Here is a 21530-nt window from a genome sequence, read left to right as displayed (position 1 = left end):
TCGCGCGTCGACAGTAAGCGACAGGCCGCAAAAGTATGCGGCGACGGAAACTGAGGATTAAGGAGATGTTAATTTGAAAAAAATAATCATGCTGGCGCTAGCAGCCGCGCTTATCGGCGGAGCCGTCCCGGTAACGGCGGCGACCTCCGAGGATCAGAAAGAGAACAGCGACGCCTATGCGTCCCTGCTGGCACAGGTACAGGCATTCAAAAAGGCGAATACTGGCGTGTCGGAAGACACGGCTCCCGCGCAGCAGCAGGACGGCGGCGAGAATAAGCCTCAGCAGGACGCCGAGCCGGCGGACGCTTCGACCAACGAAGCAAAGCCCGCGGAGGGCGAGGCCGCCGCGGTGAAGGAAGAAGAGAACAAGGCTCCCGAAGAGAAGAGCGAAGCCGCTCCGGCCGAAGGGAGCGCGCAGAAAAAGAATCCGAGCGCTTCCGAGATGGACAAAATAGTTAAGGAAGAGGCCGAAAAAGCCGCTAAAGCTCAGGAAGAGGCCGAGAACAACAGAGGCGTCGTCGAACCCCAGAAAGCAGAGAGCGCAGCGCCCTCCGACGACGTAAAGCCGGAAGAAGCGAAGCCCGAAGAGGCGAAACCCGCTCCGGCCGACGAGAAGAAAGAAGTAAAAGAGGAAGCGCCGGCCTCGGCTCCTGAGGCGCAGCCCGCCCCCGCCGAAGAGAAGGGCGCCAAACAGGGAGAGGCGAAGGACGCCGCTCCGGCTCCCGAGGCCAAGCCCGCCGAGAGCGGCGAAGCTAAGCAGGAGGAAGCCGCAGCCCCTGCGGTTCAGCCGGCCCCCCAGGCGAGCGCCGGAGAAATTCCCGCCGGGCGCCCGCTGAACCCCTCTCCGATGAAGGAAGGCGCGCATGAGACCAAAGAGACCCTCCTTGTCTCCGCCGAGTGGCTCAAAGCGAACCGCGGCAACGTAATACTCGTCGATTCGCGCCCCGAGAGCCTCTACGCCGGAGGGCACATCCCCGGCGCCGTGAACGCGCCGTGGACATATTTTGCGAACACCAACGCCCAGCAGGGCAGCGAAAAATGGGGAACGATATGGCCGGCGGCGACGATGGCGAAGCGCATCGGCGCGCTCGGGATCAACGGCAAGAAGACGGTCGTCGCGTACTGCGACGCCGGGGGCTGGGGACAGAGCGGCTGGACCCTCTGGATCCTCCGTCAGGCGGGAATCAAAAACGCCAAGATGCTCGACGGCGGCATCGGCGCCTGGAAGGCGATCGGCGGCCAGATAACGAAGAACAAGAACACGAATAAAAACGTCGCCTTCACGATAAAGGAGTACTCACCCAATTACAGGGCGACGACGGAATGGATAAACAACAATCTTGGCAAGCCGGGACTCGTTCTCCTCGATGTGCGCACCGATTCCGAGTTCCTCGGCAAGATCGCCCCCTTCCAGGAGAAACGCCGCGGACATCTTCCGGGCGCGATAAACATCCCGAGGGAAGCTTTCTTAGGCGAAAACAGCGGCGTAAAGACGGAAGCTGACCTGCAGGCTCTGCTTGCGTCGAAGGGCGTCACGCCGGACTGCGAGATAGTCGTTTACGACACGGCCGGCGTGCGCTCGGCATTCGTAACGATGCTTCTGCGCGGATGCGGCTTCAAAAAGAGCCAGAGCTACGACGCCGGCTTCCAGGCCTGGGCGGGCAACCCCGAACTGCCGCTGATCAAGCCGTAAGCGCGGAAATCAAAGCGGCGCGCGATGGATTTCGCCTTCGCTGCCGAAAGTGACGATTAAAACAGGCTGCCGCCGAGCAGCCTGTTTTTTGTATGCGCCGCCTGCGGCGTCCAGGAGGCAGGCCGGCGGCGTATTAAGCGCCATACTCCAGCGCGCCTCGGCCGTGTCTGCGGCTGGATCATGGTCGCTTTCACCGCATGGATGGGAGTCAAGTCGCTCGCGGGGATAATGAAGCTCTTCGGATAAATGTGGGCTTCGGCGTTTCGGTGTAGAATTAAAAGGGAAAAAAGGGCGCGCTGTGCTTTTGCGTATAAGGAGTGATGTCGGTGGCGATATATATTGACGACCCCAAATATCTGAACGCCGGAGAATCCTGCGTGGTCGCGGAGTTCGCGGATGAAATAGACCGCGGTGCGAACGACGCGGTGATGAATCTTAAGAAGCATCTTCTGAATCAGAAAAACATCCCAATAGTCGAGTGCCTCCCGACCTACAGGTCGCTGGCGATCTATTTCGATTCGACAGCCGTCAGTGCGCAGGAGGTCATAGCGGAGGCAAGGTCGGCGCCGAAAGCAGCAGGCGAAGAGGCCGGCGCGCATATGTCGATTTCGATTCCCGTATGCTACGGCGGCGAGTACGGGCCGGATATAGCGAACGTCGCGCGGCACGCCGGCATATCCGAAGAAGAGGTGATAAAACGCCACAGCGCGAGGACCTGCCACTGCTACATGATAGGCTTTCTGCCCGGCTTTGCCTACCTCGGAGGCATGGACGAGACGATCGCGACGCCGCGCCTCGCGAATCCCCGCACCGTCATCAAGGGCGGCAGCGTCGGCATCGCCGGAAAGCAGACGGGTATATACCCGATAGACAGCCCCGGCGGCTGGCAGCTGATCGGCCGCACGCCGCTGCGCCTCTTCACACCCGAGGCCGCGCGGCCGACGCTGATAGAGGCCGGCTACGAGGTGCGCTTCCTTCCGGTGACGGAGGAAGAGTATAAAAAAATCGCAGCCGAAACGGCCGTCGGCGGCTACGAAGCGCTTATAACGGAGGCGAAATAAGATGATGGAACTGGTCGTGAAAAAGCCCGGCATGCTGACCTCGGTGCAGGACCTTGGACGCTGGGGATATCAGTCCAGCGGCGTGCCCGTGGCCGGCGCTATGGACCTCCCCGCGCTCAGGCTCGGCAACGCGATGCTCGGCAACCCGCAGGAGGCGGCCGCGCTCGAAGTTACGCTCATCGGGCCGGAGTTGGAGGTCATAGGCTGCGGCGCGGCGGTCTTCACCGGCGCCGACCTCGGCTTTTCCGTGAATGAGCGCACCGTCGGCTCATGGCGGGCGGTCGTGCTGACGAAGGGCGACGTGGTATCCTTTTCCGGCTCGAAGGGAGAGGGCTGCCGCGGCTATCTCTGCCTCGCGGGAGGCGTGGAGGCGCCTGTCGTTATGGGCAGCCGCTCGACCTACATGCGCGCGAAAATCGGAGGCATCGAAGGGCGCGCGCTCAAGGCCGGGGACGTGATAAATAGCGGCGAGCCGGCACCACTGTGGCGGCGCCTAGACGGTTTCCGCCTGCCGGAGGAAGCGATCCCGGCCTATACCGCCGGCGAGCCGCTTGCGATAATGACCGGCCTGCAGGAGGAAGCTTTTACCGATAAAGGTAAGCAGGTACTCTTCGAATCGGAATATATCGTGACGGCGCAGTCCGACCGCATGGGCTGCCGCCTCGAGGGGCCGAAGGTCGAGCACACGGAAAGGGGGGCGGACATCGTATCTGACGCGATACCGCTCGGCGCCGTGCAGATACCGGGGCACGGCATGCCGATAATCATGCTCGCAGACCGCCAGACCACCGGAGGCTACACTAAGATCGGCGTCCTTACTCCGCTCTCGATAGCGTCTCTCGTTCAGAAGGTACCGGGGACTAAGGTGCGCTTCCGCGCGGCATCCGTCGAAGAGGGCGCCCTTGAGCAGAGGAGGATAGCCGCGGCCGTGAATAGGGCGGGCGAGCTTCGCCTGTCGTACGTCTCCTGCGGCCCGGGCGCGGCGCGCCCTCTTTCCGGCAGTTTCAGGCTCACGCTGGAGGGAAAGACGTACGATATAAGCTGTGAAGAAATATTAAAGGAGTGAGGCAAAAATGTATAAGGTAGATCTGAACAGCGACATCGGAGAGAGCTTCGGCGCCTATAAGATGGGCGACGACGCGGCGATATTGGAGGCTGTGACCTCGGCTAACGTGGCCTGCGGCTTTCACGCCGGAGACCCGCTCGTGATGCAAAAGACGCTGACAGCCTGCGCCCGGAGGGGAGTCGCGGCCGGAGCCCATCCGGGCTATCCGGACCTCGTCGGCTTCGGGCGCAGGAATATGAAATGCACGCCGGACGAAGAGTACGCGGACTGCCTGTACCAGATAGGCGCGCTCAAAGCCTTCTGCCGCGCGAACGGCCTCGTCCTTCAGCACGTGAAGCCGCACGGCGCGATGTACAACCAGGGCGCGAAGGACGCCGCGCTCGCGAAGGCGATCGCGCAGGCCGTGAAGGATTCGGGAGAGGGGGTAATCCTCATGGGGCTTGCGAACTCGGAATTTGAAAAGGCCGCCGCGGAGCTCGGCGTGCCATTTGCCGCCGAAGCCTTCGCCGACCGCGGCTACCTGCCGGACGGCTCGCTCGTGCCGCGTTCTCAGCCCGGCGCGCTCATCCGCGACGTGAAGGCCGCGGCCGCGCGGGTCGTGCGCATGGTCGTCGAGGGAACGGTCGAAGCCATCGACGGTTCGGTGATAAAATTCCGCCCGCACTCCATATGCATGCACGGCGACACGCCGGAAGCGGTGGAAATGGCGAAAGCCGTGCGCGCGGCGCTCGAGCGCGCGGGAGTCAAGGTGACAAATCTGAAGGAGGTAGTATGGGGATGACGCTGCCATTTGACGTAACGCCTTTTTATTCAACACAACCGAAAGAGATGCGCAGATTGATCCGCGAAAACGAATGGACTTACCCGACGTCGGGGCTCTGTCACTGCAACGTGCAGGCCAACATGATAGTCCTGCCGAAGGAATGGGCTTACGACTTCCTCGTCTTCGCGCAGCGCAACCCTAAGCCGTGCCCGATACTCGACGTCACCGAGCCGGGCGACTGGGAAGCCAGGCTCATCGCGCCCGGCTCGGACGTGCGCACAGACATCCCCAAGTACCGCGTATGGGTGGACGGCGAACTCACGGACGAGCCGGCCGACGTAAAAAAATATTGGAGAGAGGATCTCGTCGCCTTTCTGCTCGGCTGCTCCTTCAGCTTCGAGGGCGCGCTGCTCGAAGCCGGCATACCGATACGCCACATCGACATGAACCGCAACGTCCCGATGTACATAACCAACATCCAGAACAGGCCGGCCGGACGCTTGAGCGGGCCGATGGTCGTCAGCATGAGGCCGATCAAATACGAGCAGATTCCCAAGGCCGTGCTGGCGACGGGAAGATTCCCCGCCGTCCACGGCGCGCCGGTGCAGATCGGAGAGCCGGCGGCGATAGGCATCAAAGACGTGGACAAGCCGGACTTCGGCGAGCCGGTGGAGATTCGCGAAGGAGAGGCGCCGGTCTTCTGGGCCTGCGGGGTGACGCCGCAGGCGGTGCTCATGAAGAGCAAGCCGCCCTTCGCTATCACGCACGCACCCGGACACATGTTCATCGGCGACCCGAAGGACGTGGACTACGCGGTCTTTTAAAAGCCGCGCGCTCCGGCACGACGGAAATATGGCGGACAACGTTCCGGCGGAGGCGCTTCGGCAAGCCCCGCCGGAATTTTTTTGCCGGAGAGCGGAGGCGATCCACTTTGCCTTAATTTTCGGCTATTGACAAATCAAAAGTTCGGAGTATCATACCGAAACATGATAAATAAACTTTTAATTATTTATCTGCGATTATTCGCTTTATTTGGTGACATTTTTGAACGATATTTACTTTTAGCCGTTCTTGGGGTCCCTAAAAAGCAATTTAGTCAGAATATATAAGATTAAAAGTTTATATTATTTGATTTAAAAAATATATTTTAATGGGGGTATTTTCAATGAACGTGAAATGCGTAGTATGCGAGGCGGATGTGTCCCTTCCGGAAAATTGCTGCGAGGGCGAATTGGTCGTCTGCCAGGACTGCGGCACCGAGCTCGAAGTCGTATCGCTGGAGCCGCCGGCGGTCGAAGAGGCGCCGCAGGTGCAGGAAGACTGGGGAGAGTAGCGTGCCGGCGCTGAGAATCCTTTTCACGCGCCTGCGCGCGGAAGAGAAGCTGCTCAAGGAGGCGGCCGACCGCAGAGGCATACCCTGCGAGCTGCGCAACGTGAGCGACGCGCTCTTCGGGAGCGAACGCTTCTGCTCCGAGGGGGACGTCGTGCTCGCGCGCTGCGTTTCGCACAACCAGAACGAAGGCGTCACAAGGATGCTGGAGATGCAGGGCGTCACGCTCGTAAATCCTTCGCGCGTGGCGGAGGTGTGCGGCAACAAGCTCACGACTTCCGTCGTGCTGGCGGAGGCGGGCGTCCCGCAGCCGAAATTTTCTGTAGCCTTTTCGCAGGAGGGGGCTCTCGCCGCGGCCGAAGCGATGGGCTACCCGGTCGTCTGCAAGCCGGTCTCCGGCAGCTGGGGGAGGCTGCTCGCCAAAATCAACGACCGCGAATGCGCCGAGGCGGTATTCGAGCATAAATCCATGCTCGGGGCGATACACAACACCTTTTACATCCAGGAATTCGTCGACAAGGGGAGCTTCGACGCGCGCGCTTTCGTCGTCGGAGGCGAACCGATATGCGCCATCGCGCGCGCGAGCGAACATTGGATCACTAACACCGCGCGCGGCGCGTCGGCCTCCAACCTTCCGCTCGACGGCGAGATGACTTCCCTGCTGCGCTCGGTGCACGCCGCCATAGGCGGAGGCTTCCTCGCGGCGGATCTTTTCAGATCGCAGGGGCGCTGGCTCGTGAACGAGGTCAACGACGGCGGGGAGTTCCGCAACTCGATAGAGCCGACGGGGGTCGACATACCCGGCGCGGTGGTCGAGACGGCTTGGAGCTTGAGGGAAAAGTGAATCATGCTGCATCGTGAAACGGTTTTTGCGGCAATAAAGCTCGGGAACAAATGCAAGCGCGGAATAAAGCGCCTGCAGGATGGGTCGTGGGTTTCTGCCGTGCCGGTCTGACGTGACCTGGTGGATATGGCAAAAGCGCGGCCCGCATCCGAGAGGAAGCGGGTTTTTTTATTGCAGAATTTTTGAGGGGTGTTGAGATATGAACGAAAAGATTCCGGTAACGATATGGGGCGCGACTGGCTATGCCGGCGCCGAGCTGCTTCGCATCATCGCGCGCCATCCGCGCTTCGAGGCCGTGGGCGCCGTGTCGCGCTCGAAGGCCGGCACGGCGGTCGGCGCGGCGCATCCGCATCTGCGCCACGTCTACAACGGGATGGATTTTATTTCGCCGGACGACGCGGTTTCTCTCTCTCCGGCCGTCGCCTTCCTCGCGCTGCCGCACCGCGCGTCGGCGCAGATCGCGGCGCGGCTGCTCGAAGCCGGCCAGAAGGTCGTCGATTTATCGGCGGACTTCCGCCTGAAGAGCGCCGAGGAATACAAAAAATGGTACGGCGTAGAGCATCCCGCACCGCAGTATCTCGCGGAGGCGGCCTACGGGCTGCCCGAACTGCACAGGGCCGAAATAGCGCAGGCGCGCCTCGTCTCCGGCGTCGGTTGCAACGCCGCGGCTACGATAACGGCACTGCTCCCGGTAGCCCGCGCCGGGGCGATAGAGGAGGCGCGCGTCGAGTGCCGCGTGGGCTCTTCGGAGAGCGGCGCCGTAGCCGACGAAGGCTCGGCCCATTCCGTGCGCAGCCGCGCGCTGCGCGTCGTGACGCCGTTCGTACACCGCCACGCGGCCGAGGTGACGCAGGAGCTTTCGCTGCCGCTCTCGTCGTTCACGCTCGGCGTCACCGCCGTCGAGCTCGTGCGCGGCATCCAGTGCCTCGCGCACGTGACGCTGAAGGAGCGGCTGCGCGAAGCAGACCTCTGGAAGCTTTACAGGAGCGCCTGGAACGACGAGCCCTTCGTCTCATTCACTCCGGCGAAGCCGACGCACTTCCGCATACCCGACCCACGCTTCGTGCTCGGCAGCAACCGCGTCCTGACGGGCTTTATGCTCGCCGAAGACGGGCGCCGCATGATCGCCGCCTCGGCTATAGACAATTTGATGAAGGGCGCGGCCGGCTCCGCCGTGCAGTGCGCGAATCTGATGACGGGGCTGCCCGAGATCTGCGGGCTCGATATGATGCCCCTTTACCCGGCATAGAGAGGAAGCTTTTGAAATGATCGGAGTTGTCAAGATAGGCGGCGCCGCGGGGAACGCGGTAGGGCCGCTGGCGGATGAGATAGCGCGCAGGACGCGCGGCGGCGAGCGCTGGATCGTCGTACACGGAGCGAGCGGTGCGATGGACGCGCTCTGTGCGGAACGCGGGATAGATGTCCGCATGGTGACGAGCCCATCCGGCTACAAGAGCCGCTTCGTCGGCGAACGTGAGCGCGCCGTTTTTCGCGACGCGGCGCTCTCTTACGGCGCGAGCATCGCGGAGGAGCTTTCGGCGCGCGGTGCGAAGCCGGAGCTCTTCGACCCCGAGAGGGAGGGTCACGCCGAAGCGGAGCGCAAGGATTTTCTGCGCGAATGCGCGAACGGGAGGACGCGCATCCTGCGCGGCAACTACAGCGGCACCGTGACGAAAACGGAGGCACGCCCCTTCGCCGCGGCGCTGGATAAGGGGCTTGTGCCGGTGGTCCCGCCCCTCGCGCTCGACGCCGAGCTCGGAATATCGCTGAACGTCGACGGCGACAGGCTCGCCGCCCGGATCGCGGCGGCCGTGAACGCCGAAGCGCTGGTGATTCTCTCGAACGTCGCCGGGCTGCTGAAAAGCGCCGGCGACGAGTCGACCCTTATCAAAAGCGGCCGCCTCGCCGACTGGGACATCCTCGAGCATTACGCGCAGGGCGGCATGAAACGCAAGCTCGTCGCCTGTCGCGAGGCGCTCGATCTCTCGGTGCCGAAGGTCTACATCGCGGACGGGCGCGTCAAGGAGCCGATCGCGAACGCATTCGGGGGGAATTCGACATGCTTCGCGCGCTGAGCTCGCTCTACGGCGGGCGCGGCGTCTCGCTCGTGCGCGGCGAAGGCGCATACGTCTGGGACGGAAACGGACGCCGCTACATCGACTTCTTCAACGGGCACGGTGCAGCGCTCTTCGGACACGGCGCCCCTGCGCTCGTCGACGCTCTCTGCCGCGCCGCTCACGGGATATGGAGCTCCGGCGCCGGCTGCGAATCTCCGGCGCGCGAAGAGGCGGCCAGGCTTCTGGCGGAGGAAATCGGCGGAGGGCGGGTCTTCTTCTGCAACAGCGGCACGGAGGCCATAGAGGCGGCGCTCAAGCTCGCCGCCGCGCTAAAGGGTGGACGCCGCGAGATAATCGCCTGCCGCCGCGCGTTCCACGGGCGCAGCTGCGGTTCGCTCGGCCTCACCTTCAACCCGAAATACCGCGCGCCGTTTGCCGCGCTTATACCGGCCGTCAAACACTATGCTCCGGAGGAGATCCCCGCAAAAATCTCCGAAGAGACCCTCGCCGTCTTCGTCGAGCCGGTGCAGGGCGAAGGCGGCGTCTATCCTATCCCGCCAGAAGTAGGGCGCGCGATAAGCGAAGCGTGCCGCGCCAACGGGGCTTTTCTCGTCGCCGACGAAGTTCAGAGCGGCCTCGGGCGCTGCGGCGCCTTCTTCGCGTCGCAGGGTGCGGGGCTTTCGCCGGACGTCGTCTGCGTCGCGAAGGGGCTCGCCGGAGGAATGGCCGTAGGAGCCGCGATATGGCGCGAAGAGCTCGGCGACTTCCCCCCTCATTCGCACGGCTCGACCTACGGCGGCAACGAACTGGCGATGAACGTCGCGCTCGCGGCGTTGAAATACATAAAGGAAAAAAATCTCTGCGCCCACGCCGCTAAGATGGGCGAGCTGATCTGTTCTGAGATTTCAAAGAGAGACATCCCCGGCGTCGCGGCCGTGCGCGGCAGGGGGCTGCTGATAGGCGCCGAGACTAAAGGCGCGTCGCAGGAGATAGTCAGGGCGCTGCAGTGGCGCGGCCTGCTTTCCTCGGCCGCCGGGCCGCGCGTCGTGCGCTTCCTACCCTCCTTCGCGGTGACGGAGGAGACGGCGTTCGCCGCCGTCGATATATTCGAAAAGACGATGAAAGAAATGGGAGGCGGCGCCAGATGAGGCTTCCCGAATCGGTGGGGCTTCTGGTCGACATGGTCGCCGTGCCCAGCCCGACGCGCGAAGAGGCCGACGCCGCGAGGATGCTCGCCGACCGCCTGCCGCGCTTCGGCTGGGAGACGTCGCATCTGGACGGCGTCGGTTCCGTGATCGCGACGCGCGGCGGCGGCGACAAGGAGCTCGTGCTTCTGAGCCACATCGACACAGTGCCCGGCGGGCCGGAGTTCCACGTCGACGAGGAAAGGATCGTCGGACGCGGAGCGGTCGACGCGAAGAGCCCCTGCTGCGCCCTCGCCGTCGGAGGCGGGGCTGTGGAAATACCGCACGACTGGCGCCTCACCTTCGTCGGCGCGGTCGGCGAGGAGATAGATTCGCGCGGCGCGCGCTTCCGCATGCCGCTGCACGAGCCGGCGGCGCTCGTAGTGGGCGAGCCGACGGGCTCTCAGAGCGTCGCGCTGTCGTACCGGGGCAGGATACTATTCTCCTTCTTCGCGGAGGACGGCGGCGCGCACCGCTCCGGAAGCCCGGGGCCCATGACGGCCGCGGTGCTCGCCTCCGCGTCGATGGAGCAGATAACGAAGAACATGGGCAAGGGCTATTCGATAGCGGTGATGGAGATGGAGGGGCGCGAGGCCGGAAAGCGCTACGCGACGATAACGATGGACCTCCGCACCCCGATAGGCGCGGAACAGCGGGAACTCGAAATGGTGCTCGGCGAAACGGCCGCGGCCTTCGGCGTCGGGCTCAAAATAATCGAGTATGTGCCGCCGCACGAGGTACATAAATCGGACCCGGTGATACGCGCGTTCCGCTCCGCGATCCGCGAAGTCTCCGGCGAACCTCCGCGCATCCTCGCTAAGCAGGGCACCTGCGACTTCAACGTCCTCTCCGTGTGGGGCTGCCCGATGGGCGCCTACGGCCCGGGGGATTCGAAATACGACCACAGCCTCGACGAGCAGATTCCCATAAAAGAATTTTTGCGCGGCGTCGACGTAGTCAAGGCGGCGCTGCCAAAAATCATGGAGGCCGTATAGTTTTTTACGCATTTGATGAAGAGACGATTCCGCCGATATTGTGGATACAAAACGAAAGCCTGCTCGCTCTATTAAAAAGGGCGCGCATTTATCAAAGGCGGGAGGCGCCCGCCGAATTCTTTGTTGACTTGAAGCAGACTCCAAGTGTTATCCTGTTTGTGAGGTGATAACATGAAAATTAGTGAGGTCAGCGAAAAATACGGGCTCTCCGCCGACACGCTGAGATATTACGAGAGGATAGGACTTCTTCCCCGCGTGCCGCGTAATTCTGCCGGCGTGCGCGATTACGGCGAGAAAGAGTGTTCATGGGTCGAGTTCGTCAGGTACATGAGGGGCGCCGGGCTCTCCGTTGAAGCGCTGACGAGATACATCCGCCTTGCGCAGGAGGGAGAGGATACCGCCGAAGAAAGAAGAGATATTCTGATAGGGCAGCGTGAAATGCTTAAGGGAAAGATCGCCGTTCTGCAGGAAGCGCTCGATAAGCTCAATTACAAAATAGACGTTTTTTACGGAAAAATGCGCGAATGCGAAAAAAATCTGCAAGAGAGGGCATAGAAAATGAAAATTAAAGTTCTGATCTCCCTGCTCGCCATCGCGTCGGCGCTCTGCGCCTCCGAGGCTTTCGCCGCGGCCGGAGGCACGCTCGTCGTCTTCTACTCGCGCAGCGGAAACACGCGCGCGGCGGCGAAGATCGTCCAGGAAAGCCTCGGCGGCGACATCTTCGAATTAAAGACCGTGCGGCCCTATCCTGCCGATTATCGCGAGACGACGGAGGTCGCCAGAAAAGAGCAGAAGGAAAACGCGCGCCCCGCCCTTCAGACGAAGCAGGCGCCGAAGCTGAGCCGGTACGACAGCGTGATACTCGCGTCGCCCTGCTGGTGGGGGACCTTCCCGATGGCTTTCATGACATTCTTCGAAGCCAACGACTTGGCGGGGAAGAAGGTGGCGGTGCTGATGACGCACGGCGGCAGCGGCCTAGGCCGCAGTGAGGAGGACCTCGCCAAATACTGCCCGAAAGCCAAGCTCCTCAAGGGGCTCGCGATCTACGGCGGCGACGTGAATAACGCCGAAGAAGATATCGAAGAGTGGTTGCGCGATATAGGAGTAAAATGACCTTTCGGAGGGTCCTATAGCCCTCGCCCCCCGAGAATCAAAGCGCTCCGAAGAGAATCGGTTTCGGAGCGCTGATTTTATATTACGGCAGCCTTTTTATTTTTTGTATTCGCGGAACGCTTCGGCAAGCCGCCTGATGCCCTCGTCGGCGGTCTGCGGGTCGACCTTCGCGAAGGATATCCTGAACGCGTCGCGCCCGTTCTTCGCTTCATCCCTCGTATAGAACGCGCTTCCCGGGATGATGCCGACCTTCTTCTTTTCGACCGCGAAGCGCGCGAAGGCCGGTATGTCGTCGATGCCGACGCTGCTCGCCTCCCCCCAGAGGAAGAAGCCCCCCCGCGGATAATTCGTCTTGATTCCGAGCGGCCGGAGATATTTTTTGATCGCCTCCGTCATGCCGTTTCTGCGGACCCTGTAGACGTCGCGCAGGAAGGCGACGCGCGCTTTGAAGTCCGTCGCGCTCAGGTAATTGAAGAGCCCCTGCTGCACTATCGCGGGGCGCGTCAGCCCCGCGCTGATGCGCAAGGCGTTGAGGTGCGGTATTATAGCGTCGGGGACGACGAGCCAGCCGCAGCGCACGCCGGGGGCTACGAGCTTTGAAAAGCTGTTGCTGTGCAGCACGCGTTTGTCATCCTTCGCGAGGCTCAGATATGTCGCCGGCGCTTCTCCGTCGTAGCTCAGATAGTGATAGGGGTCGTCCTCGAACACCGGAATGTCGTAGTGCGCGGCGATCTCCAAAATCTTTACGCGGCGCTCGACTGGCGACGTCCTGCCGCTCGGGTTCTGGAAGTTCGGAATCGTGTAGAGGAAGCGCGCGCCGCGCTCCTTCACTATCTTTTCGAATTCCTCGGGGATGATGCCGTCGTCGTCCGAGGGGACGCCGACGCAGTTCGCGCCCTGCTTGCGGAACGTCAACAGAGTCTCCGTGAAGGTCGGCGCTTCGACGAGGACCGTGCAGCCCGGGTCGATCAGCGTCTCGGCTACGAGGTCGATCGCCTCGCCGGCGCCGTTCGTCAGAAGGATATTTTTCGGCTCCACCCACTCCGGCGCCAGGCCGTCCGCCTTCATGCGGTCTGTTATCCATTCGCGCAGATTCAGCAGGCCGAAATCCTCCTTCGCATAGGCGAGCAGCGACGTGTCTTCGAATATCGTCGAAAACGCCTTCTTCAGCTCTTCGATCGGATAGATGTCGGCCGACGGCTCTCCGGCCGTGAGAGATATCGCGTTGTTTACGATGCTCAGCTTTATCATCACGCCTATCTCCGACGGGTCGAGGCGCTCCTTCGCCATCGTGCTCAGCTGATATTTAAATGAAAAGGGTTCTGCCACAATACGTCCTCCTCTTTTTAAATCATTACCGCAATATGATAGCGCATCGCGCGGATTTGCAACAGCGGCAGCACAAAAATGCGGTGGGAGGCCGGTGTCGACTTTTGCGTTGTCCATACTCTCGGACATACCCAGCCGTCTTTCAAATCAGCATTTCCCTGAACAAGAATAATCAGAGGGGAAATCGCTATATATAGTGCCGTCGGGAGATTGTCCCATTGTAATTTTATATTCTTCACCAAGTTTATGCTGTATGCAGAAGTTATTCCGGCATTTTAATATCATATCCACCGCTGATAATGAACTTACGCAGAAGCATATCTACTTTAATGTTTACTTTTGGCATAGGCATTTTAATGCCTTCAACTGCTTCGAAATATGCTTTTGCTTTTGATTTATCAACATCTGCCTTGAGGCTGTCCAATCTCCCATACTCGTTAATCGTGGCATCATCAACTTTAAGTGCCATCATATTTTGTAGCATATCTTTGTCAAGCCCGAGAACCGAGGCAAGTCTAAGTATCTGATCCTTCTTGGCTTTTTGCATATATTCGTTGATATAATCGCGGAGTGTCTTTCCTCTTTCCGCTTTGACATCGCCTGTCTGAATATCATGCAGGAAGATATTCGCATATTTTTGCTCTTCCTGTGTCAGCGTTGCGAATGTTTTATGCAGTTCCTCTTTTGCCGCTTCAATATCTTCCGCATTGCCGCTTGTCAGGGCTTTCTTATATTTCTCAAAGCGTGAATTCATATAATCGGCGTCAATTTCATCTGTATCGATCGTTGTCAGATAACCCGTCAAATCATAGGGAAAGTCTTCACCCGGATTTGTGGGGGCTTCAACAAACAACTCTTTATAACGCAAGGCAAGAATCAAATATGTCTTCTCATCCAAAAGCAGGGACACAGTTTTCACTTCGCCGGTTGTCTCATCGGCAAAGTCGTAATCAAGCTTGTCCCAGATAAAACCCTGAACTTTTGCTGATTCGAGATACTCATTGAACTCGTTAAACAACTTGGCAAACTTTCTGCGCTCCGTCATCTCGTTAGGCAGACGTTCAAAGCTGAATATTCCTGCCTGCTCAAATAGATTCTTGATTTGTGTGAACACAGAATTCATGTTTTCCAGGTTTTTATCAAGCTTGACCGCAAACATTCCCAGCGGCTTATCACCGGAGTATAGCTTCACCGCCGCATTTATATTTCGCTCCATGGAATACGGAGCGCGATAGTATTTTATGCAGCCAAACGGCTTATCCGGCCCAAAGAGGCGGTTTGTGCGCGAGAAAGCCTGAATAATGCTTTCATACCGCAGCATTTTATCAAGATATAACACGTTCAGCCACTTTGAGTCATAACCGGTAAGCATCTGATCCACCACTATCAGCAAATCGATCTGTTCTTCAGGAGCAAATTCGTTTCTTTCATAAGGCTTTTTGTGCGCAAGACGATATTGAATATCTTTTTTCATCTTGCCCCATGTGGGAATTGTAAATGTCTGATGGTAGAGCTTATTGTAGTCTTCGATAAGCTCGATTAGCGCATCTTCTTTTTCGATACCATAGCCGTTGTCGTCAATACTCGGATCAAAGAGGGCGGTAACTTTCAGATCGGGCGTGGCATCCTTGAATCGCTTGTAATATTGAATAGCTTCCGGAATGCTGGAAGTGGCAAAAATCCCATGGAATTTATGATTATGGCTGATGGTGATCCAGTTATCAATGATGTCCCGGACAACCATTTTCTGATGTTCTTCTGTTCGGTACTGACCGTTCTCAAGCAGGAAATCTTCAATGCCTTTCACATATTTCCCATTGGCATCTTCAAAGCCCGCCATGGGAACGTTATGCATATACTCATAATAGATTTTTTGCTTTTTCGCGTCAGAGAACACTTCCGCTACAGTTTTTGCCTTTGCTTTATCAAGCGCGACAGCCTCGCGTATGTCCTTTTCTTTGAACGTGAGAACCTTATCCGGATCAAAGCCAAGAACATTTTTATCCCTGATACCGTCAGCAATGCTGTAACGGTGCAGTTCGCTGCCGAATACGTCGGCGGTGGTGCTGCCTTTCTTTTCGTTTTCAGCCTGAATAGGCGTTCCACTGAAGCCGAAGAAGAGGGCCTTTGGGAATGTCTGCTTTACGACCCGCATCATGTCGCCGAAAGTGGAACGATGGCACTCGTCAACAATGAATACAATGCGCTTTGATGTAATCAAGTCGAGATCTGCTTTTTTGAGCTTGCCTTCCGTATCGTCCTTGATGTTGCTCATCTTCTGAACGGAAGTAACGATCAGTGTATTCGCGGGGTCGTTGCTTTTCAGTTTTGCAATCAATACGGAAGTGTCTTCCGTTTCCTGGATATCGTCCGTTGCTTCGGCAAATCCGCGATATTCACCGGCGCTCTGCGTTCCGAGCTCAATACGGTCAATGAGAAATACTACTTTGTCGGCATCCTTTGAATTGGCGATCAGCTGTGCAGATTTGAAGGATGTCATAGTTTTGCCGGAACCGGTTGTATGCCATATGTATCCTCCGAGCTGGTTTCCGTTTTCCCATTTGTGTTTTGCAACGGTATCGGAAATCTTATTGGCAGCATAATACTGATACGATCTCATAACTTTTAGAATACCATCGGTATCGTCTGCGACTGTGTAAAACCCGATAAGCTGATGAGCCATAGGAATCGAAAGGAATGTGGATGCCAGCGTCTTCCAATCATTGATTGGCTCGTTGTTGAAATCTGCCCAATGGAAATAGAAATCCGAGTTAAACTTGCCGTCCGGCCCGGGATTGGCAAAATAAACGGCTTCTTCCGGATTCACTGCGACAAAAACCTGAACGAGCGCAAACAAACCTGTAAATACGCCTTCGTGGGAGTATTTCTCAATCTGATTGTACGCTTGGGATACCGGTATACCGCTCTTCTTGAGTTCCACATGAATCAGCGGCATACCGTTAATCAGGAGCATAAAATCTCCACGACGGCCGGGAAGCATACTTGTCTTTGCGGTGAATTTCGGCTGCCGTGCAATCTGATAACGGCTTTGCCCTGCGGCGATTTCCTGACGGTCATAAATCTTCAGAGACACTTCTTTCCCGAAGTGCTCTTTGTCATCGGGATTATCACGAGTGATGGACACACTTTTTCCGTTGATGAAACCGTTCAGTTTCAGCGGCGTGCGCAAAGTTTTTATTTGCTCAATGATCTGCTGCATTTCGCCGTCTGTAAGAGGATAATTATTCAGGCGGTCAATACTGCGGTTGTTTTCAAATAAGATATTTGCCCAGTTTTGCAAAAGATCTTTTTCTGTTTTGTATTGCAGAATTTCCTTTTCCCAACCGCAGGACTCTGTCAGCATTTTTATCAGAGCATTTTCAAAGTCGGATTCTTTTGTAAAAGCCATCGTTAATTCCTTTCAATAAGACACTTCAAGAAAAGCGCCTCCATAGCCTCATAATTACACACACTGGCATCCACACTGGCTTTAAGCATTTCCTCTTGTGTAGCAAAAGAAAAATTCACTTCAAACCTTCCGTTATTCTCGCATAATTGTTCAATATATAGCCTTTGGGCTCTTCCGTTTCCTTCTCTAAATGGATGTATCATATTTATTTCGCCAAGAACATAAGCAAGATCTTTTGCCATCTCAACCCTGTCCGAAACATCTTTCAGATAGTTCCTTTTCTTCAGCCATTGGTGAATGATTTCAAACTGTGCCTCGATATGCTGTACAAGACAGAAGATCGTCCCTTTTGAAATGTCCACGGTTCGGAGAACACCAGCCCAATCATAAACATCCTGAAAAAGATACTTATGAATCTCTCGCAGATGCTTTAACGAAAAGTCACCGTTAATCGGTTTGACCTGAAGCGCGGCGTATCTCGCCATCGAAAATTCTCTTTCTGCGTTATAAAGCATCTCCGAGTCTTTAATGCTGAGTTTGTTTTTCAGCACATTCGTTCCGGGATAACAATACTTGTTATCGTCATCCTTATACTCATAAGAATAGTCTATGTCTTTCATAATGAACTCCCCGCTACCGAATACTTGCGCTTCAATTCAGAGATTATTTCCTCCACGTCTCTCTTTTTGGAAATAATCTCATTCGCATTCATTTCATCGGTTTTTGTCATTTCGATCCCTTCCATTGCGAAAGAACCTTTTACATTTTTGATTTTGTCTTCAATACTCATATTTAATGATTTCCTTCCGTTTTGTCTTCTTTTACACGAACATCTTTTCAAGGCAAGCTTTCTTCAGATTTTGAAGCTTTTCAAGCTCACGCTGATGAAGGGTGATAAGGTTGTCAAGCTGATCTAAGTATCGACCAATTTTCCGCTGTTCAGCAATCTCTGGATAGGGAATTGACATCTCAAAAAAGACCGCATCTTTGATTGAAAATCTGTCTGACCTTGCTCCGGAGTCACCGTTGTAATGCATAAAATCGTGCCAAGAAGCACTCTTGAAAAACCATTCCAGATAAGTGGTGTCTATATCATGTGTGCGGAACACCGTATAAAGTGGCGACATTACGCCATTTCTGCCCAATTTATTGCGATTTATAGGGCCTACAGGAGCAGTAACAGAGATGCGCGGATTATAGACAAAATCTTCATTTTTCACAACATAATACCCGCCGATATTCTCTGCGTTCGAAATATCGTGATCGAAAAAGTCTCGTTGGCTAATAATTCCGAATTCGGCAGAGTTCGTAAATGTTTCCAAAACCGCCAGATCGGCATTCTTTTCCGTCACTTTATCAGCGATGTTTCTAAGCTTACGCTGTTCCCAAGCTTCCGTAAATCCGGAAAATCGAATTTCCGGAACATTACTGCCATTTTTCGGGAACATTTTTTCGAGGCAGGATTTTTTCACATTCACGAGCTTGTCATACTTACGCTGATGAAGGGTGATAAGGTGATCAAGTTGTCGGAAACATGCCCCGATTTGGCGCTGTTCCGTTTCAGATGTTGGCAACAACAGTATTGTAGCTTTCAAGATTTCAGTGTTGATACTTGGCATAGTTTGGCCAACAGCCCTTGCTCGAATATCATTTTTAACATCTTCGGTTTCTAATAAAGTATGTAAGAATTGAGAATCACTCCCTCTACTTGGACGAACCCTCAAAACTCGCCCAGAGAACAACCACCCGTCTTGAAACGGCGTAATTAAAGCGTTTACATCAACTGAACCAACACGAGAAAAGACAACATCACCATCGTTTAGCACGTAAGACAACAACCGTTCATAATCTTCTTGAGAAACTTGTGGCAAACCTTCCTTGTCATTCTGCAAAGTTCCAGTCTTAAAATGCTCAGTTGTTATTATTGGTACACCGTCTGTAACGTAATCGCCCGCATGAAGGGTACTTCCAAATGGACCAGTTTTTATTTCAGAAATATCGCCAAACTTACGCTGTTCCCAAGCGCCTGTGAATCCCTTGAACCGAATTGCCGGCTTTTTCGCGGTTTCGGCCATGTTATTCACCTCCAAGAAGCTTTTTGAACTCCGCAAGCCCCTGCATGTCGTAATCATTGCCCGTGAGTTGTTCCAACATACCGGCCAAGTCGGATTCTACATTGCGGATTTCTTCTTCGACTTCAAAGAAAGTTGTCTCGTACTTCTTGGCGAGAGCTTCCAGCTTTGAAACAAACCCGTTTACAATGCCGCCGGGCAGCTTAGAAAGACCGTTTACAACGGGTGCGATCCACTTTTCCCTCAAGAGTTCTTTTACCTCATCGTCAGAAAGCTGTTCGATCTTTGCTTTTGTTTCAAGATGAAGTGCCGCGGAATCGTCCTTGACTTTCTTCTTGGCGGCCTTCTCCTCTGCAACAAGTGCATCGACCTTTTTCAGAATGTCAAGGATTTCCGGTTCAACCTCTTTCGCCTTGATTGCTTTCTTTACTGCGGCGGCAACAAAAGCTGTTTTGTCATCATTGACAAAATCCTTTTCTTTTTCCTCTTCGGGCAGCTCGTCGAGCTGTTCTTCAAATCCGGCGGCAATTTCCGTCAGGCGGGTCTCGTTTGCTTTGAGTGCAGAAAGCTTTTCAGACAGATGCTTTTCCTGAACCAGTTCAAAGGGGATTACATGGCCGATCCAGCCATCCTGAACTTCGGTATCCTTGCCGTCTTTTTTCCTGACGACCATATTGGGGTCAACTTTCTTTGCGGCGTCAAATCCTTCGGTCTGGATTATTTCAAGGTCAACTGCGATTCTGCTCCATTCATTGTCCAGAAGCTGATATGCTTCGTATCTGTCAACAAGCGGAATACCGTCAAGACGGTCGAATATCTTCGCGGAAAGAGCGCTTTCTTCCTTGGAAATGTTGATGGCATCCATTCCGCCGATTAATTCTTCAGCCAGATAAGAATCAAAGCCGTCAAAGGCGGATTTGAATTTTCCCTCAAAAGCGGTAACGTCAGCATGTTCCGAAACAGTTTTCTTGATGTCCTCAACATTGAAATGCAGATAGGGAGCATCAGCATCGTCAAACAAAGCTTTTTTGAGTGTGGGAAAAGCATCCCAGTACGCACTCAGGTCATTTACTTCACCGGCAGGGATGCCGCCAAACATGGAGGCATAAATATCCCAGCTTTCTGGCTTTTCAGAAGAATCCACATAGCGGGGAATATTCAGGTTGTAATCGTTCTGACGGATTTCTTCTCTGCTCACGACCCTGGAGAACTTGGGAATGCTCACACGGGAAGTTACTGCGTCCACGATCTTTTTAATATCAGAAGCGCGGAGCTTATTGGTCTTTCCAACCTTTTCAAAGCCCTTGGATGCATCGATAATCAATACGTCCGTATTGCTGCGGCGCTGTTTCAGCACCATGATAATCGTAGGGATACCTGTGCCGAAGAAAATATTAGCAGGCAGACCAATAATGGCATCAATCTTGTTGTTTTCAATAAGATTTTTACGGATTTCGCCTTCTTCACCGCCACGGAACAAAACACCGTGCGGAAGAACGATGGTCATTAAACCGTCGGGTTTAATATGGTAAAGGTCATGAAGCAGGAAGGCATAATCCGCTTTTCCTTTCGGGGCAAGTCCATAGGACTTGTAACGCGGGTCTGATTCCTTATTTGCGGGGTTCCAGTTCTGTGAATACGGCGGATTGGAAACAACAGCGTCCACATAAAGAGGATCATAAGTACCAACAGGGTCGCTTTCATCAAAGTACGGCCAGTCTTCCTCCAGCGTATCACCGTTTCGCGTGGCGATATTGTCCGGCAATATACCGCGCATGACCAAGTTCATTCTCGTCAGGTTATAGGTGTTTTCCTTGAGCTCCTGCGCATAGTATTTGATTTTATCGCCGTCGCCCATGTATTTTGCAACGCATTTACCGATATTGATAAGCAGGGAGCCGGAGCCGCTGGTCGGGTCGTAAATTTTGATTTCGGTTCTATCCTTGAGGTGGTCAGCAACGATTTCAGACATGAGCAGCGATACTTCGTGTGGGGTGTAGAATTCGCCCGCTTTTTTGCCGGCGTTTGCGGCAAAATTGGAAATCAGATACTCATAAATGAAGCCCAGCACATCATAATCCTGCTTGCTATCCATCGGGATATCCTTAATCAGATGGATCAAATCGCTGATTGCCTTGGTTTGGGTACCGGAGCTGTCGCCCAGCTTAGAAAGACCGGTCTGCAAGGTATCAAAAATCTTGTCAAAGACTTTTTTGTGCGATGCGTTAATCAGTCTGCTGAACGCGGAAAGGGCATCACGGACGTTGGACACATTAAAGTCCGAACCCATTTCAAGCCAGGTTGAAAACAAATTCTCATAGGCGATAAAGTAGCCCACGTTCTTATGAATACTTTCAACGGTCTCTCTGTCATCTTCATTCAGAAAACCTTTGATATCTTCATCAGTCCAGTCGTTCTGCTTCAGATATTTTATTTCCTTGTCAGAAAGAAATTTATAGAAGATAAAGCCTAAAATATAATCCTTGTACTCATTCGCTTCAATCTTGGATCGCATTTTATTTGCTGATTCCCAGATCTTAGAAGCAAGTTGCTGCTTATTCATACGGCTTCCTCCAAAATATTATTTGACGGTTATATTTTATCTTATGTACCA

At 55.2% G+C, this 21530-nt stretch carries 19 protein-coding genes; 13 read left to right on the top strand and 6 right to left on the bottom strand.

What is annotated here, in order from left to right:
- Nucleotides 1–73 precede the first annotated feature (73 nt).
- From EH55_RS13460 to EH55_RS06530, 13 genes are all read left to right on the top strand, one after another.
- Nucleotides 74–1693: a rhodanese-like domain-containing protein gene (locus EH55_RS13460; protein ID WP_051682711.1), complete on the top strand. Its 1620-nt coding sequence runs from the start codon at nt 74–76 to the stop codon at nt 1691–1693.
- 320 nt (nt 1694–2013) lie between these two features.
- Nucleotides 2014–2754 (top strand): 5-oxoprolinase subunit PxpB, encoded by a 741-nt coding sequence (pxpB, locus tag EH55_RS06585; protein WP_037975958.1) that lies wholly within the window; start codon nt 2014–2016, stop codon nt 2752–2754.
- A 1-nt stretch (nt 2755) separates the two neighbouring features.
- Nucleotides 2756–3820 (top strand): 5-oxoprolinase subunit C family protein, encoded by a 1065-nt coding sequence (locus EH55_RS06580; RefSeq protein ID WP_236617091.1) that lies wholly within the window; start codon nt 2756–2758, stop codon nt 3818–3820.
- A 7-nt stretch (nt 3821–3827) separates the two neighbouring features.
- Nucleotides 3828–4601, top strand: coding sequence for a LamB/YcsF family protein (locus EH55_RS06575; protein WP_037975956.1), 774 nt, complete (start codon nt 3828–3830; stop codon nt 4599–4601).
- The gene (locus tag EH55_RS06570) at nt 4598–5407 is read left to right on the top strand and encodes a putative hydro-lyase (protein ID WP_037975954.1); all 810 of its coding nucleotides are present in this window, start codon (nt 4598–4600) and stop codon (nt 5405–5407) included. Before EH55_RS06575 ends, EH55_RS06570 begins: the two co-directional genes overlap by 4 nt.
- A gap of 341 nt (nt 5408–5748) precedes the next feature.
- Nucleotides 5749–5916 carry a lysine biosynthesis protein LysW gene (gene lysW / locus EH55_RS06565; RefSeq protein ID WP_037975953.1) on the top strand — a complete coding sequence of 56 codons (168 nt, stop codon included), beginning with the start codon at nt 5749–5751 and terminating at the stop codon, nt 5914–5916.
- Between the two features lies 1 nt (nt 5917).
- Complete coding sequence (gene lysX, locus EH55_RS06560) at nt 5918–6757, top strand: lysine biosynthesis protein LysX (RefSeq protein ID WP_169738446.1); 840 nt, start codon at nt 5918–5920, stop codon at nt 6755–6757.
- A 199-nt stretch (nt 6758–6956) separates the two neighbouring features.
- Nucleotides 6957–8006 (top strand): N-acetyl-gamma-glutamyl-phosphate reductase, encoded by a 1050-nt coding sequence (gene argC / locus EH55_RS06555; RefSeq protein WP_037975951.1) that lies wholly within the window; start codon nt 6957–6959, stop codon nt 8004–8006.
- Nucleotides 8007–8022: 16 nt separating this feature from the next.
- On the top strand, nt 8023–8832 hold the full coding sequence (locus tag EH55_RS06550; protein ID WP_037975944.1) for an amino acid kinase family protein: 810 nt from the start codon (nt 8023–8025) through the stop codon (nt 8830–8832).
- Nucleotides 8817–9962, top strand: a complete 1146-nt coding sequence (locus EH55_RS06545) for an aspartate aminotransferase family protein (RefSeq protein ID WP_037975942.1) — start codon at nt 8817–8819, stop codon at nt 9960–9962. The genes EH55_RS06550 and EH55_RS06545 overlap by 16 nt, the downstream gene beginning before the upstream one ends.
- Nucleotides 9959–10993, top strand: coding sequence for a M20/M25/M40 family metallo-hydrolase (locus EH55_RS06540; RefSeq protein ID WP_037975941.1), 1035 nt, complete (start codon nt 9959–9961; stop codon nt 10991–10993). Before EH55_RS06545 ends, EH55_RS06540 begins: the two co-directional genes overlap by 4 nt.
- Nucleotides 10994–11164: 171 nt before the next feature.
- Nucleotides 11165–11548, top strand: a complete 384-nt coding sequence (locus EH55_RS06535; protein ID WP_037975939.1) for a MerR family transcriptional regulator — start codon at nt 11165–11167, stop codon at nt 11546–11548.
- Nucleotides 11549–11551: 3 nt separating this feature from the next.
- Nucleotides 11552–12106, top strand: coding sequence for a flavodoxin (locus EH55_RS06530; protein WP_051682710.1), 555 nt, complete (start codon nt 11552–11554; stop codon nt 12104–12106).
- Between the two features lie 96 nt (nt 12107–12202).
- Here the strand turns inward: EH55_RS06530 and EH55_RS06525 are convergent, their stop codons facing one another.
- From EH55_RS06525 to EH55_RS06505, 6 genes are all read right to left on the bottom strand, one after another.
- Nucleotides 12203–13435 carry an aminotransferase-like domain-containing protein gene (locus EH55_RS06525; RefSeq protein ID WP_051682709.1) on the bottom strand — a complete coding sequence of 411 codons (1233 nt, stop codon included), beginning with the start codon at nt 13433–13435 and terminating at the stop codon, nt 12203–12205.
- 262 nt (nt 13436–13697) lie between these two features.
- Nucleotides 13698–16844, bottom strand: a complete 3147-nt coding sequence (locus EH55_RS06520) for a type I restriction endonuclease subunit R, EcoR124 family (protein ID WP_037975938.1) — start codon at nt 16842–16844, stop codon at nt 13698–13700.
- A gap of 2 nt (nt 16845–16846) precedes the next feature.
- Nucleotides 16847–17464, bottom strand: a complete 618-nt coding sequence (locus tag EH55_RS06515; protein ID WP_037975936.1) for a Fic/DOC family protein — start codon at nt 17462–17464, stop codon at nt 16847–16849.
- Nucleotides 17461–17634, bottom strand: coding sequence for a hypothetical protein (locus tag EH55_RS14420; RefSeq protein ID WP_160170732.1), 174 nt, complete (start codon nt 17632–17634; stop codon nt 17461–17463). The genes EH55_RS06515 and EH55_RS14420 overlap by 4 nt, the downstream gene beginning before the upstream one ends.
- Nucleotides 17635–17665: 31 nt before the next feature.
- A complete protein-coding gene (locus EH55_RS06510; protein WP_037975934.1) occupies nt 17666–18919 on the bottom strand; it encodes a restriction endonuclease subunit S in 1254 nt (417 codons plus the stop codon).
- A 1-nt stretch (nt 18920) separates the two neighbouring features.
- Nucleotides 18921–21479, bottom strand: a complete 2559-nt coding sequence (locus EH55_RS06505; protein WP_037975931.1) for a type I restriction-modification system subunit M — start codon at nt 21477–21479, stop codon at nt 18921–18923.
- Nucleotides 21480–21530 lie beyond the last annotated feature (51 nt).

It is taken from the genome of Synergistes jonesii, assembly GCF_000712295.1.
In the GTDB taxonomy this organism is placed as follows: Bacteria; Synergistota; Synergistia; order Synergistales; family Synergistaceae; genus Synergistes; species Synergistes jonesii.
Note: the sequence above shows the minus strand (reverse complement) of the source record. Positions and strands in the feature narration are given on the sequence as shown.